Here is an 18,017-nt window from a genome sequence, read left to right as displayed (position 1 = left end):
CCTATGAGTACTTAAATTCAGGTTTTCGTTTTTCCATAAATGCTGCAACACCTTCTTGGTAATCCTCCGTTTCAAAGGATACAAGACGTAACCTTGCTGTTTCTTCTGTATCTTCCGAAGTACCTGATGCGATTTCGTTAATAATGTATTTCATACTTCTTACTGTAAATTGCGCTCTCGTGCAGAGAGTTTCAGCGAACTCATATGTCTTCTCTTCAATATCTTCTGGAGAGTAAATCTCGTTTACTAAACCGAATGAAGCTGCTTTATTTACATCTAAATGATTACCTGAAAACAGGATATATTTAGCGTTAGATACTCCAACTAAGTCTACCAATACCTTTGTTGCATCTAAACCATATACTAAACCTAATTTTGCAGGTGTGATTCCAAATCTAGCATTTGTGTCAGCAAAACGGAAATCACATGCAGATGCTAGTTCACATCCACCACCGATACAGTAACCTTGCACCATTGCGATTGTTGGTTTCTTACAAGTAGCAACCGCTCTCTCCGCTTCGTGTGTGGCATCATTGTAGATTTTAGCCCCAGCAGCAGTTGATCTTAGTGTTTTAAACTCGCTAATATCAGCACCCGCAGCAAATGATGTTTCGTCTACACCTCTTAAAATAATTACCTTAATTGTGGCATCCTCTTCTGCATCCTTTACTAATCCAGGAATTGCTTTCCACATTTCATGCGTTAAGGCATTTCGCTTTTCGGGACGATTAAAATAGATTGTAGCAATTGCACCTTTTTTCTCGAGATATACGTGGTTATTTTCCATTTTCTACACCAGCCTCTTCTTCTTGATATTTGTTATAAATAACTCCCTCTTCAAATAAAGCGTTAATTTCTTCTTCAGAGTAACCTACTCCCTTTAATGTTTCGGTCGTATGTTGACCTAGCCAAGCAGCAGGCTGTCTAATTTGAAGAGGTGTTTCAGAAAACTTAATTGGTATCCCTAAAGTTTTAATCTTTCCTAATTTTGGATGATCCATCTCAACAACCATGTCACGTGATAACACATGCGGATCGTTTAATGTTTGATCATACGTGTACACTGGACCAGCTGGAACACCTGCATCATCAAGTAGCTCAATCCAATGGGCTGTCGGTTTTGTTGTTGTAATTTCTTCAATCATTTCTTCCAGAAGATCCACATTTTCAACTCTGGCATCAAGCGTTTTGAAACGAGAATCTTCTATCCAATCAGGTGTATTTAAGACTTGGTTACACACTCTTTCCCAAAGTCTTTGGTTACCTGCACCAATTGTTACGTAGCCATCTTCTGTTTTATATGCTTGATATGGAGTTGACCGACGATGTCTTGTTCCCGTTGGCTGTGGTACCTCTCCACTTCCGAAATAAGCTGCAGATTCCCAAACCGTCCATGCAAGACCGGAATCAACTAATGATGTATCTAAGTATTGTCCCTTGCCAGTTTTTAGTTTGTGAACATAAGCTCCTAAAATCCCATAAAGCGCGGTAGCACCAGCTGCTATGTCATTGATTGCAATCCCAACTTTTGCAGGCTTGCCGCCAGGATGACCTGTCATTCTCATAAATCCGGTTACACCTTGAGCAATGATATCGAAACCACCTTTTGAAGCATAAGGACCCGTTTGCCCAAAACCAGAGATTGAACAATAAATAATTCCAGGATTTCTTAGTTTAATAGTTTCATAATCAATACCGAGTCTAGCAGTTACACCAGGACGGAAATTTTCAATAATTACATCAGCCTCTTCCGCTAGCCTTGTAAATATTTGTTGTCCTTTTTGACTTTTCAAGTCTAATGCTAAGCTCTTCTTGTTACGATTTGGCATTGCGAAGCAATAACCCTCATCATTGATAAAAGGCCCTAACCTTCTTGAATCATCTCCAAGAGGAAATTTTTCAATCTTAGTAACATCGGCTCCCATATCAGAAAGAACCATCGTACAGTAGGGACCAGCAAGAAACTGTGTTAAATCCAATACTTTCATTCCATCAAGTGGTAACATAATTTTCCCCCTCCTACTTTTTACTTATCTAAGCGAAAAACCTGTATGGTTTCACCCTCACCATTGCACACTGTATACAAAATTCTGTAGTAAAAAAATTAAGCGTTAGATTCGTACACTGTATACAATCTCGATAACTGTTAATCACCCTTGTATATTGTATACAATTTAATCATAGCTGGAAGCGTTTTCTATATCAACCTATTTTTTTAATTTTTTCGAAAATTTCACTCGACATTCTTCTTTCTTTTTTGCAACCTATGGTGTTAAACCCAGTAACGGCCAATAATATAAGCTAATGACGATGACAATAAGCAAATTAATGACAGATAATACAGATCCTGTCTTAAGAAGGTCAAGTTCTGAAAAATACCCATAACTAAAACAAATTAAGTTAGACGGAGATTGAATGGGTAAAAAATAACTAAAAGAGCAAGCTATGATGACGATTTGCGATGTCCAAATAGGATTTAGATTCCACATTTCTGATAGACTAATAGCAATAGGCAAAAATACAGCTGTAATAGCAAGCATATTGGCAAAGCCCGCTCGGATGATTATAATAATCCCTAAAATAATACACGTAGCCTGGAAGGGAGTGACAGAAGGAAAAACATGTAGGACTTGTTCAGCAATCCAATCACTTGTTTTGTTAGCAATAATAACCTGTGCTAACGCATAGCCTGAGCCGAATAAAATGACTACATCCCAGGCAATATGTTTTGAACCTTCTTTCCAACTTTGGATACCGATTCCAGGTAAACACGTAATAATACCTGCAAGTAGTGCAATCATTGATACAGAGTAACCATGTACAGATTCCGTGCACCATCCAATAATCGTAAGAAGACCGATCGCACATACTTTCCATTCTTGTACCTTCATTTTTCCTAACTCTATCAGCTCTTGTTGGATAAATTGAATACTCTCGATTTTTTCGTAGTTGGGTAGAGGAAAAAAGAGTCTTAGCATAAGCCAAAGACAAAATAATGTGAGAATCATAGGTGGAAAATTTAATAAAAACCAATTAAAATAGGTCCATTTATAACCTAAAGAGGATTCAAGGAAAGAAACAGCATAAATAGAGGAACTAGAACCTGTAATTAATCCCCAAGAGATAAAACTTGATGTGAATGCTACTCCTAGCATCAAACTTTTAGCAAAATTAGGGTCTTGTTTAATTTGAATCATTCCTATACTTACCGGCATAATCATTGAACTTCTTCCGGCAGCAGTTGGAATCGTAAATCCTAGTACTATAACTGTAAAGAAAATATAGAGAATGGATAACGGCCCTCTCCCCTTAGCCCTACTAAGTAACCAAAGAGCCAACCTTTTACCAAATCCACTTTTTTCTACACTTGCTGCAAGTAAAAATGTCGCAACAAGTAACCAAATAAAAGGCTGTGAAAAGCCTATTAAACTATCTGTAAATGAGCCAAGATTTAAAAAAGGTATATAGACTAATAAAAGGAGCGAGACAATTGGTTGAGGTATGACTTTTAATCCCCAGCCAGATAAAGCAAAGATTAAAAGAATGAGAGTTTTGGCATGTTGTATAGGTATGTAAAAGATAAGAAGCCACGCTAAAGCATTAATTCCAAGAAACAAGCAAACCGTCGTTTTATTCAAAGTAAGTGCTTCCCTATCAGGTGTAGATAGCTCCTTATTTTGCATATCATCTACTTCTTTCTTTAATTTATTAGTTATAATCTTTTCTTAAGGTTAGTTTGGAGAAATTCTTGTTAATCCTTCTTTATATTCCTTTCCTTTACTAACATAAGAAAGGTATGTTCGTACATTCATGTTTTCAATCTCTTGATCTGATAACTCTCTTACAACTTTCATAGGATTACCAACAACTAAAGTTCTCGGTGGTACCTTCTTTCCGGGAGGAACGACCGTTCCAGCACCAACTAACGCATATTCACCGATTTCAGCCCCATCCAGAATAATCGAACCCATCCCGAGCAATGCGCCCTTTCTAACTGTACAAGCATGAACAATAACGTTATGTCCAACCGTCACATCTTCCTCAATAATAATTGGCATCGACTTGTTCACATGCAATACACTACCATCTTGTATATTGGCACGATCACCAATTTGAATGACATCATTGTCTCCTCTTATGACGGTGTTAAACCATATAGAGGCATCTTTCCCAATCTTAACATCTCCAATAATTTCAACACTGTTAGCAATATAAGCTGATTCATCAATTACAGGTTTCTTGCCTTTGAATTCGTAAATCAATTTCAACACCCTTTTCAGTTAATATTATGGTCTGACCACTCACTTAACTTTAATAATAGTATGAATTTTCTGTTTAGTCAATGCTGATAAATCTTCTCTTTTCAAGTTCAAATTGTTTAATCTACCCATTATTACTGATAATATGGATGAGTGAAACTTTACTTTGAATAAATACTAAAAGCAACAAAGTTATAGATTAGACCATATTTCATACAGAAAGAAGTTGAACAAAACATGAAAATACTAAATGACACCCCTATTTCAGTATTAGATTTATCTCCAATCGTTGAGGGTAGTTCTCCTGCGGTATCGTTACAACATACATTAGATTTGGCTAGACATACTGAACAATGGGGCTACAAAAGGTTTTGGTTAGCAGAACATCATAATATGCCTGGAATTGCAAGCTCTGCTACTTCTATTGTTATTGGCCACGTAGCACAAGGGACCTCTACTATTCGTGTCGGTTCGGGTGGTATCATGCTTCCTAATCATGCTCCTTTAGTAATTGCCGAACAGTTTGGTACATTAGAATCTTTATATCCAGGGAGAATAGACTTAGGACTTGGTCGTGCCCCAGGAACAGACCAATTAACACTCCAAGCTTTAAGAAGAGATCCAAGAAGTAATGGTCAGGATTTTCCTGAGCAGTTAGCTGAACTGCGCGCTTACTTTAACCCGTCTTTATCTAATCATGCACATGTAAAAGCTGTACCAGGTGAAGGATTAAACGTTCCTATTTGGTTACTTGGTTCAAGTGGTTACAGTGCCCAATTAGCTGGCCAATTAGGACTGCCGTTTGCGTTTGCGAGCCATTTTGCTCCTCAAAATACGGTTGGTGCGTTGAACCTTTATCGAAGTTATTTTAAACCATCAGAAGTACTAGACAAGCCTTACGCAATGGTTGGTGTTAACGTGGTGGCTGCTGACACCACTGAAGTCGCTCAAAAGTTGGCAACTTCCATGCAACTATCATTTTTAGGATTAATTCGAAATAAACCAGGTAAGCTGCCTGCTCCTGTTGAAGATATTGAGGCATTTTGTAGTGAACATGAGAAGCTTGCTCTTCGAGAGAGATTAGATTCATCCATAGTAGGAGATCCAAATACAGTTGAGCAAAAGCTTCAAGCCTTCTTAGACAAAACAGAGGCTGATGAAATTATCATAAATAGTATGATTTATGACCACTCTGCACGCTTACGTTCTTATAAAATAGTAGCTGAACTGACTAATAATAAATAGCTATAATTTTTCTAACTTTATGACAAAAATACCCCCTAAGTTTGGCGAACTTCACCGAGCTTAGGGGGTTATCTATGTCAAAATTTGTGTGTTATCGGGAGGCTGTTTTCGATTTGGCTGTTACTTTCGTATTACCTATAAAATCCAATTTACCTCCTAGTACATTGCATTGTAAGTCATATTAGACTTACCTAACTAAATACGCAATTCCATCTGGATGGATGCCAGCCTTTATTCTACCGATTTCTTCTAGATTATTCATATCAATGATAGATACATCATTTGTTTTATTATTTGCTACATAAGCAAGAGTTCCTTCTGGATTAAAGACAACTCCACCTGGCCATACACCTACTCGAATACGCTTCACTTCCCATGGTCTAACCATCTCTTTTAATTTATGTTCCGTCTCAATAATAGATAAGTCACCCGATTCTCGATTCGGAATTAAAGCATATTTGCCATCTGGTGAAAACACTAAACGCACAGGAATTGCCCCAACCCTTCTTTTATGTTTAACCGTTAACGTCTCAAGATCAATGACAAATAAGGTATGATCCTCTTGATTAGCTACATAAAGATCACGATTATTAGGATGTACGGCTACCCCTTCTGGTCCTTTTCCAACTGGAATATGATTGATGACTTCTTCTTTTTGTACATCAACAATTGTAATATTGTCACTACCTATATTAGGAACATACACTTTTTCACCATCTGGTGAAAATGAGATCATATGTGAGTATTTTTGATAAGTAGGAAAAACGTTTGTAATTTCATATGTATTTGTATCAACGACAAACACTTTTTCACTATATGTGGAGGCTACGTATAATTTTTTACCATCCTTCGTTAGTCCCAGTCCATGAGGAAAGTTGAAGTCAGGATGCTCAATAACTTTGGTGATTTCAAATAAATCATTGTCTATGATATTGATTTTATTTCCAAGCGAGCATGCCACATATGTTTTCTTACCATCTAATGTCACGACTAGCTCATGTGGATTATAATCCGTTTCAATCGTTTTTATTGTTTCTCTAGACTCTACATCAATGATTGAAACCGTATCCTCATCTTTATTTAAGACAATTAAATATTCTGCCATATGAAATCCCCTTTAACTTGTTTACTACCATCATAAACCTCTTATCAAATAAAGCAACCATTTTGCATGGTTGCTTACTTGATAACCTTACTAGTATTCCTTATTCTTCCCCGTATTTAATACGGTATATCTTTGTCATTGCTTGGACTCTATCTGTTACATTTAACTTTTTATATATATTGGTGATATGGTTTTTTACTGTATGAACACTAATATTTAGGTAGCTTGCGACTTCTTGATTATTCAACCCTTCTAATAGTAAACGGAGAATTTCTTTCTCTCTAGAGGTTAATGGGAGTTGTTCAATTACACTTCCGATATTGACCATATTTTCTATATCTTCTAATTCTAGATCTACTATATCACGCACATCATCAATATTTAATTTTTCATGAGGATTAGTTGACGAGTTGTTTGTTTTATACACACTATCCTCTTTATTGTTTTTTAACAAATCAATTACCGTGTCAAGAGCATAAATAGAATAAGATTCTTCAGTCACAAGCCTATTAGAGAATGGAACAGTTAAAATTCCATTAATTTCATTATCTACATAAATTGAGTAGTGAATAATGACATATTCACCATGATCCACTTTACCTAACTTTCCTGATTTTATGGCCTCATTATGGCTTGTCAAAAAAGCATTATTCACTTCTCCACAACTGATAAACTCACCATCCGAAAAGGTAAAACAGCAATAATTTTGATTGTTAAGAACCGTGCTGAAATCCAGTAAACTATATATCATACTTCTGGAAGAGACACTTTCTCGAAAGATATTTAGTAAATCGAGAATGGATTCAAATTTCAGTTTATTATCTTGCGCCTCTTTCATCAAACGATATTTATTTTCTTGCTCTTGAATAAAAAAGCCACTAAATTCAATGAAATCAATAAGCCTTTGATGTATTGGTTGGTTCCCAAATGTACCGCCAAAATAAATGCCAACTACATCTTCATTACTTTTAATAGGTATGCTGAAAAAATGAGATGGGTAGATGTTGTCCTGATGGAAAATAGAAAATCGGTTTGAGTTACTTATATTTGACAATACCATATTCTGACCTGCCACTACAGCTTGACCTAAAATTCCTTCACCAATATGAAATTTTTTACCCATTAAGGCTTCTGAACCTTCTCCTGATACAGATTCAATAACAAAAATATCTTCATTGTTCTTATACGAAAATCCTATTAGATCAATTTTTCCATCTCTAACTAATTCATTAAATATGAAGGTAGAAATTTGCTCACGCGTACTCTCTTTTAAACTTAGATTACGAATTACATCAAAGAGGATACCAAAACTTAACTGACTATCCTCGATTACCTCTTTCTTCTCAAAACTATCTATTATAGTTGTCAAGGTTTGCATTTTTTCAAATAATCGTAGCTTTTCATCTTTGTTTATCCTAGAGATGAACTGCAAATCTTCATTAGCATGATGCGCTTCTTCTATTATTGGCCCACCGAGTATGTAGAACTGTTGATTGTTTAGTTTAAACAAGGGAGATAACATGAACTGAAGACTTGCATACTCTTCATTAGTTGGAGTGAGAATAGTTGGTCTCTTAATTAATCTACCTACAGTTAGTAGATCTTCTAAAATATTTGACGCCTTTATTAGCACTAGGTTATTTTCTTCTAAATTGACTGTTAATTGAATAGAGCCGTCTTCCTTGATTAATAAGAGAGGTATATGCATATGGACAGAATAGGCGTCTATTAAATCGTTCACAATATTCATTTCAACGCATCCCCCCTAATGTGCAATTAATTTACTTATATTGTGCCGAAAAAACTATTTAAATAACCGATATTATAGAGTTGAACTTAAAACAACAAAACCACAAGAAGGTAAACTTGTGGCAGGAAACAAACTGACTTAATAATACTTTTTTCGTACTCAACAATATATACGACATTTATCGTTAAAAGAGAGCCTACCCTCAGATCAATAGTTTATTAAGTAACAAAGAGCTTTTATAAATTACTAAAGTACTCTTCCGCTTCTTTTAGTGTGGGGAATAGTCTCATAAAAGTGTCAAACTTAACAATTTTAAAAATCTCATCAATTGGAGGCTTTATCCCTGATAGGACAAGTTCTTTATGTTCTTTTTTTGCCTTCATTGCTGTATCTGCAATAATTCCCAGCGCAGAGCTATTTAGATAACTTACTTCATCTAAATCTAATACTAGAAATTGTCTACAGTCTGATAAAAACTTAGACATTTCGAGCTTAAACTGCTCATTATTTTTAATGGTAATTTCCTCTTCAATTTTTAATATATCCACTAAATCTTTATTAATAAGTAACATTACTTCACCTCTAATTTCTTCCTACTTATTTTACTATAACATTTTTTAAACCGGGCTCTTAGATTGATTTTATTGAATCAAGTAAATTTTAACTTTTTTAAAAGCAACAGACTTTTATAAAAGAGTCCTACAATTTAGAGGTATTTAATCATTTGGTCATACATAGCTGGTAGTGGTGACTGTTGATCAACTAACCCTGCTTCAAAAACGACCTTTGGCATTCCATATACAACACAAGTTTCTTCTGATTCTGCTAAAACGCTTCCACCTACTTTTTTGACTAAGGAACAGCCTCTTAATCCGTCATCTCCCATTCCAGTAAGAATAACAGTCAAGAGGTGTTGTTTTGCTATTTCAGCAACAGATAAAAGCGTCACATCTACAGATGGTTTATATAAAGTCTCTATGTTAGAGCTGATTTTCAGTTTTATCACATAACGATTTTGATGATTTTTCTTTAATGTCGTCTGTAGTCCTGCTGGGGCAATATAAATATGACCAGGTAGAACTTCTTCATTATGCTCCGCTTCTTTAACAGTTAGTTGACATAGACTATTAAATCGATCTGCAAGAGGTTTTGTAAACCCTGGAGGCATATGTTGTATAACTACAATGGGTATAGGAAAATCCTCTGGAAATCTAGTTAATATAGTTTGTAGTGCGGAAGGTCCACCAGTCGAACTACCTATCACAATTAATTCTTTGCTTTTCGTATCTCGATCTTTAGAGGTTTCCCTCATGTGAGTTAAATTCGTTATGTTTGATTCCTTAACTGATTCTTTCATAATGGGTAATGGTAGCTTTGCATTCGCAGCTACAATTAGTCTTGTGTAAAAATCTTGTAGAGTTTCATGATTATTATTTTTTATTAATGTTTCTTTTATGACGAAATCTACAGCGCCTAATTCAAAAGCCTCTAAAGTAGACTCTGCTCCATTACTTAACATGACAACAGGCACAGGTGATTCTTTCATTAATCTATTCAATGTTTCTAATCCATCCAACTCCGGCATTTCAATATCAAGAGTGACAATCGCCGGCTTTAATCTTCTCACCTTTTCAATTGCATCTAAACCATTTCTAGCCTTTCCAACAACGTAAAGGTCCTCACTTGCTTCAATGAAAGTGCTAATGGTTTTCCTCATAAAGGCTGAATCATCCACGACCAACACGCTATATTTTTCAGTCATTTGTTACCCCTTTCTATAATAAAAGGTACCATCGGTGCTTATCGTTTCAAATCCAATACCCATATTTGAGATATTTTCTGCATGCCCGAGGAATAGTAGGCCATCCTTTTTCAAAGAGTGATAGAAATACGTAGCTACTTTTTTAATTGTTTCCGCATCAAAATAGATTAAAACATTTCTACAGAAAATAACATCGTATCCACTTTCAGATCGCATTGAACGATCATCTAGAAGATTTAAATATTTAAAGGACACCATTTCTTTTGCTTCACCCTTAATCTGATAATCATTTGGATTGTCATAGAAGTAAGAGGTTAACCACCGTTCTGGTATTCTCCTAAACGAAAGTGATCTTTTATTGTAAGTACCACCTTTAGCAGTGTTTAATACCTTTTTATTAATATCAGTTCCGATAATTTGAACTTCATCTGAGGAATAAATCCCACTATCTAACACACTCATTGCTAGCGAATACGGCTCTTCACCTGTCGAACATGCTGCACTCCAAATTTTAATTGGTTTTACATGTTTTTTATTTAAAGATGGTAAAACTGTATGTTGAAACACAGATAATTGCTTATCTTCACGGTAGAAATAGGTTTCATTTATGGTGAGAAGCACCATTAATACATCCCACTCTTCCGCTGACTCTTCAAGTATCTTTATATAACTCCATAGGGTGACGTTTAACTCTTGTAACCTTTTTGATACTTTTGCTTCTAATGAAGGTAAATTAGATAAATAGTTAAGGCCGCAATAGTTATAAACTAGCTGTCCCAATTGAGTTAGTGCGATATTTTCCATTTTCCATTAACCCCTTATTACACATACTTAAATTTAGGCTTTATACGCATACAACCTTACTTAAAGGGAACCGTTGATGAGAGGTTCATCAACGGTTTCTTTCTATTTTATTTTATAGCTTGTACTAATTGCTGAAGTTCAAACTTTTTGTCTTTAAGATTGTTCGCAAACTTTGAAACACTTTCTATATCTTTACCACCTTGAGTAAACATAAAGCTCGTTTCCTTTATAGTTCTCTCAATATTTTTCACTTCGTCTGCCTGTACTTTTGTTGCTTCTGTCACTTCGCCAGATTGATTTTTAACGGTATCAATTAGCTTCACAACTTCTTCACTAACTAATGTTAACTCACGTGTTGCTTTTGTGACTTCTGTCATTTGTTCAGTAATACTTGTCACACTCTTCACAATGTCTTCTACCCCAGCTGTTTGCTCCTTCGTGGACTGAGTCACAATCTCTGCTTGGTTTGTTACATCTGACATAATGGATACAATTCCACTTGATTGTTTTGCTTGTTCCGTTACCGCTTCTGTTATTTGAAGTAATTGCTCTTTCGCATTCAACACGTCACGTGCAATTTCTTCAGCTCCACCAGCTTGTTCAACAGTTGCAGAAGCTACTAGTTCTGCTTGTTCAGTTACGTTTAATACAGATGTAACAATTCCCTCTGCTTGTGCTGCTTGCTCGTTAGTTGCCACTGTAATTTGTTTTACTTGTTCACGGGCATCAATGACACCTTTTTTAATATCTTCTACACTAGTCACTTGCTCTGCTACCGCTACAGTTACTTGATTTGCTTGATTCGTTACACTTTCGACAGCTTTTACAATTTCTTGGGCTTGTTTTGCTTGTTCACTTGTAGCAGTTGTAATTTGTTTTACTTGTTCACGAGCATTTGCAACCCCTCGGATCACTTCTTTTGCACTTTCTTTTTGCTCCTCAGTTGCTTGTGTCACTTGTTCTGCCTGATTTGTGACATTTGCCATTGCCGTCACAATATATTCTGCCTGCTTTGTTTGTTCTTGTGTTCCAGATGTTATTTGTTTCACTTGTTCGCGGGCATTTACTACACTCTTTATAATATCTTCAACACCTGCAGCTTGTTCTTTCATAGATTCTGTGACTTGCTTAGTTTGGTTCACCATACTGACAACTTCAGTAATAATACCTTGTGCTTGTTTTGATTGTTCTACAGTCGCTACAGATATTTGTTTTACTTGTTCACGAGCATTTCTTACCCCAAGGATGATTTCTTCCACTGCTATTGTTTGTTCTTTCGTAGAGTTTGTTACAAGCTCAGCCTGATTTGTCACATCGGCTACAGAATCTACAATACTTTGAGCCTGCTTTGCCTGCTCATCAGTTGCGGTCGTAATTTGTTTTACTTGTTCACGAGCGTTAACAACGCCCTTAATAATTTCCTCAACTCCCGCTGCTTGCTCTTTCACTGCTTGTGTTACTTGATCTACCTGTTCTGTCATATTTTCAACTGATTTAACAATGTGAGCAGATTGTTTTGACTGTTCTAGGGTAGCCTCAGTAATTTGCTTCACTTGCTCACGCGCACTTACTACGCCCTTAATAATTTCCTCTACACCAGCTGCTTGCTCAACCGTTGCCTGCGTTACTTGGTCCGCTTGAAGAGTTACATTTTCAACAGATTTTACTATATCTTGTGCTTGAACAGCTTGTTGTGTTGTTGCTGTTGTAATCTGTGAAATCTCACTCGTAATGTTTTCAACACCAACTACAATCTTATTTATAGCATCTGATGCACGGTCTGAAAGCTTATAGCCTTGCTCCACCTTTTGCTCTCCAACTTCAATTGCTTTTATAGCATCGGTTGTTTCAGCCTGAATTCCCTTTATTAATGTAGCAATTTCCTTCGTCGCTGATGCAGTTCTTTCAGCTAGCTTTCGCACTTCATCTGCTACAACACTGAATCCTTTTCCATGTTCACCTGCTCTAGCGGCTTCAATTGCTGCATTAAGAGCGAGTAAGTTTGTTTGTTCAGCTATATCATCAATTACTTCAATAATACTACCAATTTCATCTGAACTTTTTCCCAAGCTTTGCATAACTGTTGAAGCCTGTTGTACAACTTCTCCAATCTCTTTCATTCCTTCAACAGACTCAAGAACAGCCCCTTTACCATTTTGAGCATCATGAGCAACCGTTGTTGTCAGCTTATTTACATTTTCGGCATTGGCAGCGACTTGTTGAATAGAGGCTGCCATCTCTTGAATAGATTGATTGGTCTCTCTTGCAGACTTAGTTAAGCTTCCTGCACTAGTTGATACACCTTTTACAGATTTACCCATTTGTTCAATAGAGGCTGACACCTGTTCCACTGAACTTGCTGTATTTTGTGCATTTCCTGCGACCTGTTGAACTGATGCCGCTAGTTGTTGGATAGAGGCCGCTGTTTCTTCTGACGATTTATTTAAGGTGTCTGCGTTTGCTGCAACACCTTTTACTTGGCTTCCCATTTCTTCAATCGCTGCAGATACTTCTTCAACTGAAAATGCTGTACTTCTTGAGTTACCAGCTACTTGCTGAATAGAAGCTGCCATCTCCTGAATCGCTCCACTTACTTCTACAGCAGATTGAGTTAAACTTTCTGCATTGCCTGCAACACCTTTAACTTGACTACCCATCTCTTCAATCGCTGCTGACACTTGTTCTACAGAAGCTGCTGTACTTTCTGCATTGCCTGCTACTTGTTGAATGGAGGCTGCCATTTCTTCTATAGAAGTACTTGTAGATTCTACAGATACAGCTAGCACCTCTGCATTTTGTGCTACACCCTTAACTTGACTTCCCATTTCTTCAATTGCCGCTGATACTTCCTCTACAGATTCAGAAGAACTTACTGCATTTTTTGCAACCTGTTCAATGGAGGCCGCCATTTCTTGAATCCCATCATTGGTTTCTTTAGCAGAAAGCGTAAGGCTTTCTGCATTTCTTGCGACTTGTTCAATAGAAGCTGCCATCTCTTCAATCGCAGCAGATACTTCTTCTACGGATGTAGAAGTATGACTTGCATTTCCTGCTACTTGTTGGATAGAAGCAGCCATTTCCTGAATGGCATTGTTTGTATCCGTTGCAGATAAAGTTAAACTTTCTGCATTTAACTTGACACCATTAATAGATGAAGCCATTTCTTCTATAGAAACAGAGATTTGTTCAACCGAAGCAGTAGTTCTTGTTGAATTCCCGGCTACTTGCTCAATAGATGCCGCTAATTCCTGAATGGCATCACTAGTACTTTTAGCAGAATTTGTTAAGCTTTCTGCATTTTGTGCTACTCCTACGATTGACTTACTCATCTGTTCCATTGCTACAGAGACATTCTCAACAGAATTTGTCGTACTTACAGAGTTCCCAGAAACTTGTTGAATAGATGCAGCGATTTCCTGAATGGCATGTGTTGCATCTTTAGCTGATGCGGTCAGCTGATCTGCATTTCCTGCAACCCCACTAATTTGACTTGCCATTTCCTCTAATGCAGCTGAAATCTCTTCTAATGAACTTGAGCTGGTGCTTACGTTCTGATCTAGTCCTTTAATCCCCTGAAGAATTCCTTCTAGTGAAGTAAAGGCTGTTGAAGTTGTCTTTCTAAGGTTTTCTGCATTTTGGACAACACCTGTAATAGAATGGGATAGGTTCGTCATCATAGAACCTGTTTGATCAAGTGATGTTGCTTGAGTTTGATTTCCTTTGGTTATTTGTGTAATCGCATCTGTTAGTTGGGTTAAATCTTGTTCTAAATATGAAGTTGTCTTCAGTAGTTGATCTTTTTCAATGCTTGTTCTTCTAAATATACCCATAGCCAGTGGCCTCCTAATATAAGTCATTACAACTAGTAATTAACTTGTTTTTACAACTGATTTAGATTGACTGTTTTTAAGATTTCGTTAAACTCTAGTATCATCACAACTCTTTGATCTATCTTACTTATACCTTTTATTAGATTTGATTGATTATACTGACTTTCAATGGATGGTTTTTCAATAGATGTATTGCTTGTTTTTAATACTTGCGTTACTTCATCCACTAGGAAGCCTACGTCTTGAGTACCATTCTCCACAACTATAATTCTTGATTTCTTTGTTCGCTTTGTCGGTTCTAAATTGAATCTCTCTCTTAAGTCAACGACAGGTAACATAGTCCCTCTTAAATTAATAATTCCTAGTAAATCCTTAGGCGCATCGACAACCTTCGTAATAATAGGAACTGAAACAATATCTTTTGCTCGTTGAATCTCTATTGCATATTCTTCTGTTGCCAGCTTAAAGGTTACAAATTGCCCTTCATCCTCTAACTCTTTCTTCACATGATTGTCTATGTTTTCAAGATCCTGCGTCCCTTGTTCTCTTACAACAGAAGATACATCAAGGATTAAGGCTACACTTCCATCACCCATAATAGTTGCACCAGCTATATAGGCAGGGGATCCAATGTATGGTCCTAATGATTTAATAACAATCTCTTGATTTCCTAACGTCTTATCTGCTATCAAACCAATTCGTTTATCTGCAATTCCTACGACAATCACAAATTCTCGTTTTTTGTCATCTCCATTTGTATCGCTATCTTCAATTCCTAGTTTTTTCTTCATTCTTACTAATGGAAGCACTCTTCCTCTGACCAGACCGACCTCTTTATCCTTAATCATTTGGATATCTTCTTTGTTTAGTCTAATAATTTCTAAAACATTTACTAAAGGAATCGCGAATGTCTTATGTCCAAACTTTACTAATAAGGAACGAATAATAGCTAATGTAAGTGGAAGTTTAATTGTAAACGTTGTCCCTACTCCAATTGTAGAATCGATATCAATAATACCGTTCAGTTTTTCTATATGAGCTCGAACGATATCCATTCCAACGCCTCGACCAGAAATATCTGTAATCTTCTCGGCTGTTGATACTCCAGACTTAAAGATGAGAAACATAGCATCTTTATCATTTAATTTACTTGCCTCTTCTTCTGTAATCGTGCCTTTACTCACGGCTGTTTTTCTAATTTTTTCCGGGTCTATTCCTTTTCCGTCATCTTTAATAGAAATAACAATATGATTTTCTTCATGAGCTGCTCTGAGCACCACTTTACCTCTAGTAGGTTTACCAAGTCTTACTCTTTCTTCAGGACTTTCTATTCCATGGTCAACCGAATTCCGTAGTAGGTGGATAAGCGGATCACTAATTTCCTCAATTAATGTTCGATCAAGTTCCGTTTCTTTCCCTTGAATAATGAAATCAATTTCTTTATTTGCTTTTTGAGCAGTATCTCTAACCATTCTTGGAAAACGATTAAACAGTTGTTCAATTGGTAGCATCCTTGTTTTCATCATGCCTTCTTGAAGTTCCGTAATGACTCTACTTAGATGATTAGTTACTTCATCGAGAATTTCGAGATCATCTTCTTGTCTAGACTCTCTTTCTGTTAATCGCCCTCTTACGTCTACTAATCTAGTTTGGTCGATCACAAGCTCTCCCACCAAATTCATGAGATGCTCAAGTTTATCAACGTCTACTCGAACCGTCGGGTTAATTTTGGCTTTCGCCCCTTTAGCCGAATCATGTTCTAATTCATCTTGAATAGGACTAGTCTGTATATGAACCTCATTACTCACTTCATTCGCAACTATTTCTTTGTTTATATTTTCTTCCGTAATAACATTAATATTGACATGTTTAATGTCAGAAATTTGGTTAATATTCTCTACAATCTCTTGTTTACTTAACATCGTTAATAGAACATAACTCATTTCACCGTTAAATCCATCTTCCCGTTCCATTTCCTCAATCGATGGGAAAGAGGCAACAATTTCTCCAGCTTCTTTTAAGTTATTATGAATTAGCAAGGCCCGCACGTTTTTCATTAACGCATCACTTACAAGTTTTATCGTAATTTCTAATGCATTATGTCCAAAGTCCATGCCACTTCGGAGAACCGTCTTATGATACTCATCCAACTGAACGTTTATTGGATCTGAATGTTTATTCTTTTTCTTGTCATTTTTAATGAATCCTCCTTCATTAAATTGACTCAACTTCCTAACAGAAGGCTCTATATCTATCTCTTCAAGGTTTCCATTAACAATGGCTTCTTTTAATTGTTTAATAAAGTCAATACTCTCGAAAATAACATTTATTAGTTCAGACGTTACTTCTAGTTTCTGGTTTCTAACAAGATCAAAGATATTTTCTAAGTGATGTGTAAACTCCTTCATCTGTTCAAAACCCATTGAGGCAGAAGATCCTTTTAATGTATGGGCAGCTCGGAAAATATTTTGAATCGTTTCTGTTTTCTTTGGGTCTTTTTCTAATATTAATATCTCTGAATCTAATAATTGTAGTTGCTCATCTACTTCATCTAAGAAGACTCCTAGATAAGCAGATAAATCAAAGTCCATCATGTTGCACCTCCTTTTTTCTAGACTTGATGTTCATATAACACCTTTTTAAGATTGAGAATTCCGATGACTTGTCCATCAAGTTTAGCGAAGCCTATAAATATATCTTCATCCACCCTCATACCTGGTGGTGGCTCTACGTTATCTGCGTTAAATTTGGTAACCATTCTTACTTCTTCTACTCTTAATCCGATGTTTTCATTTTCTCCTTGTACAATAACGATTCGATTCTTTTTGTGCTTAGAAGCTTGAATTAAATTAAATCTTTTATGGAGGCTAACAACTGGAATAATACTCCCACGTAAGTTAATAACTCCTTCTATCATTTCATTAATCCCTGGTATACTCGTTATAACAGGTACTCGAAGTATTTCAACAACCTCTTCAATTGATAAGGAATAGAGTTGTTGATTTACGGAAAACACGACAAATTGAGCTTTGCCTATTTGAGTAGCATCCGTCAATTTGATCGCCTCCTAACTGTTTGTTATTTCTTATTAATCTTAGTTTGCGTGTTTTTTAGATTTTGTGGTATTGGAGGGTCTTCCTATTTTTATATCCTAAATGAAAGGGTAGGAAGTCAATACTAGAGAAGAGACAGAGCGATTGATTGACTCTTAATAGGAAGATATTCTTATTTCTTTTTCACTAAATAGGAGTTCGTTACTAGA

At 36.2% G+C, this 18,017-nt stretch carries 13 protein-coding genes; 1 reads left to right on the top strand and 12 read right to left on the bottom strand.

The window, feature by feature from the left end:
- Position 1: 1 nt before the first annotated feature.
- The 4 genes from LT143_RS17430 to LT143_RS17415 all read right to left on the bottom strand — a co-directional run bounded on the left by LT143_RS17430 (position 2) and on the right by LT143_RS17415 (position 4,262).
- Positions 2-787 carry an enoyl-CoA hydratase-related protein gene (locus LT143_RS17430; RefSeq protein ID WP_246945151.1) on the bottom strand — a complete coding sequence of 262 codons (786 nt, stop codon included), beginning with the start codon at positions 785-787 and terminating at the stop codon, positions 2-4.
- On the bottom strand, positions 777-2,006 hold the full coding sequence (locus LT143_RS17425; protein WP_246945149.1) for a CaiB/BaiF CoA transferase family protein: 1,230 nt from the start codon (positions 2,004-2,006) through the stop codon (positions 777-779). The genes LT143_RS17430 and LT143_RS17425 overlap by 11 nt, the downstream gene beginning before the upstream one ends.
- 258 nt (positions 2,007-2,264) lie before the next feature.
- Positions 2,265-3,683, bottom strand: a complete 1,419-nt coding sequence (locus tag LT143_RS17420; protein ID WP_246945147.1) for an SLC13 family permease — start codon at positions 3,681-3,683, stop codon at positions 2,265-2,267.
- Positions 3,684-3,731: 48 nt separating this feature from the next.
- On the bottom strand, positions 3,732-4,262 hold the full coding sequence (locus LT143_RS17415) for a gamma carbonic anhydrase family protein (RefSeq protein WP_246945145.1): 531 nt from the start codon (positions 4,260-4,262) through the stop codon (positions 3,732-3,734).
- A gap of 234 nt (positions 4,263-4,496) precedes the next feature.
- Between LT143_RS17415 and LT143_RS17410 the strand changes: the two genes are divergently transcribed.
- The gene (locus tag LT143_RS17410) at positions 4,497-5,504 is read left to right on the top strand and encodes an LLM class flavin-dependent oxidoreductase (RefSeq protein ID WP_246945143.1); all 1,008 of its coding nucleotides are present in this window, start codon (positions 4,497-4,499) and stop codon (positions 5,502-5,504) included.
- 187 nt (positions 5,505-5,691) lie between these two features.
- Here the strand turns inward: LT143_RS17410 and LT143_RS17405 are convergent, their stop codons facing one another.
- The 8 genes from LT143_RS17405 to LT143_RS17370 all read right to left on the bottom strand — a co-directional run bounded on the left by LT143_RS17405 (position 5,692) and on the right by LT143_RS17370 (position 17,810).
- Positions 5,692-6,609, bottom strand: coding sequence for a YncE family protein (locus LT143_RS17405; RefSeq protein ID WP_246945141.1), 918 nt, complete (start codon positions 6,607-6,609; stop codon positions 5,692-5,694).
- 100 nt (positions 6,610-6,709) lie between these two features.
- Complete coding sequence (locus LT143_RS17400) at positions 6,710-8,359, bottom strand: LuxR C-terminal-related transcriptional regulator (protein WP_246945140.1); 1,650 nt, start codon at positions 8,357-8,359, stop codon at positions 6,710-6,712.
- 236 nt (positions 8,360-8,595) lie between these two features.
- Positions 8,596-8,931 carry an STAS domain-containing protein gene (locus LT143_RS17395; protein WP_246945139.1) on the bottom strand — a complete coding sequence of 112 codons (336 nt, stop codon included), beginning with the start codon at positions 8,929-8,931 and terminating at the stop codon, positions 8,596-8,598.
- A 134-nt stretch (positions 8,932-9,065) separates the two neighbouring features.
- Positions 9,066-10,121, bottom strand: a complete 1,056-nt coding sequence (locus tag LT143_RS17390; protein WP_246945138.1) for a protein-glutamate methylesterase/protein-glutamine glutaminase — start codon at positions 10,119-10,121, stop codon at positions 9,066-9,068.
- A 3-nt stretch (positions 10,122-10,124) separates the two neighbouring features.
- The gene (locus LT143_RS17385; protein ID WP_246945136.1) at positions 10,125-10,925 is read right to left on the bottom strand and encodes a CheR family methyltransferase; all 801 of its coding nucleotides are present in this window, start codon (positions 10,923-10,925) and stop codon (positions 10,125-10,127) included.
- Between the two features lie 107 nt (positions 10,926-11,032).
- Positions 11,033-13,045, bottom strand: a complete 2,013-nt coding sequence (locus LT143_RS20810) for a methyl-accepting chemotaxis protein (protein ID WP_418909852.1) — start codon at positions 13,043-13,045, stop codon at positions 11,033-11,035.
- A gap of 1,760 nt (positions 13,046-14,805) precedes the next feature.
- On the bottom strand, positions 14,806-17,349 hold the full coding sequence (locus tag LT143_RS17375; RefSeq protein WP_246945131.1) for a chemotaxis protein CheW: 2,544 nt from the start codon (positions 17,347-17,349) through the stop codon (positions 14,806-14,808).
- A gap of 17 nt (positions 17,350-17,366) precedes the next feature.
- Positions 17,367-17,810 (bottom strand): chemotaxis protein CheW, encoded by a 444-nt coding sequence (locus tag LT143_RS17370; RefSeq protein WP_246945128.1) that lies wholly within the window; start codon positions 17,808-17,810, stop codon positions 17,367-17,369.
- Between the last annotated feature and the right edge of the window lie 207 nt (positions 17,811-18,017).

Source organism: Bacillus pinisoli, assembly GCF_023036475.1.
Classification (GTDB): domain Bacteria; phylum Bacillota; class Bacilli; order Bacillales; family SA4; genus Bacillus_BS; species Bacillus_BS pinisoli.
This window is presented reverse-complemented; position numbering and strand designations above follow the sequence as displayed.

Coding starts and splice junctions, on each gene's coding strand:
- LT143_RS17395 (WP_246945139.1), bottom strand. CDS start 8,931: ATGTTACTTATTAATAAAGATTTAGTGGATATATTAAAAATTGAAGAG.
- LT143_RS17405 (WP_246945141.1), bottom strand. CDS start 6,609: ATGGCAGAATATTTAATTGTCTTAAATAAAGATGAGGATACGGTTTCA.
- LT143_RS17390 (WP_246945138.1), bottom strand. CDS start 10,121: ATGACTGAAAAATATAGCGTGTTGGTCGTGGATGATTCAGCCTTTATG.
- LT143_RS17410 (WP_246945143.1), top strand. CDS start 4,497: ATGAAAATACTAAATGACACCCCTATTTCAGTATTAGATTTATCTCCA.
- LT143_RS17385 (WP_246945136.1), bottom strand. CDS start 10,925: ATGGAAAATATCGCACTAACTCAATTGGGACAGCTAGTTTATAACTAT.
- LT143_RS17420 (WP_246945147.1), bottom strand. CDS start 3,683: ATGCAAAATAAGGAGCTATCTACACCTGATAGGGAAGCACTTACTTTG.
- LT143_RS17430 (WP_246945151.1), bottom strand. CDS start 787: ATGGAAAATAACCACGTATATCTCGAGAAAAAAGGTGCAATTGCTACA.
- LT143_RS20810 (WP_418909852.1), bottom strand. CDS start 13,045: ATGAAAGAGATTGGAGAAGTTGTACAACAGGCTTCAACAGTTATGCAA.
- LT143_RS17400 (WP_246945140.1), bottom strand. CDS start 8,359: ATGAATATTGTGAACGATTTAATAGACGCCTATTCTGTCCATATGCAT.
- LT143_RS17375 (WP_246945131.1), bottom strand. CDS start 17,349: ATGATGGACTTTGATTTATCTGCTTATCTAGGAGTCTTCTTAGATGAA.
- LT143_RS17425 (WP_246945149.1), bottom strand. CDS start 2,006: ATGTTACCACTTGATGGAATGAAAGTATTGGATTTAACACAGTTTCTT.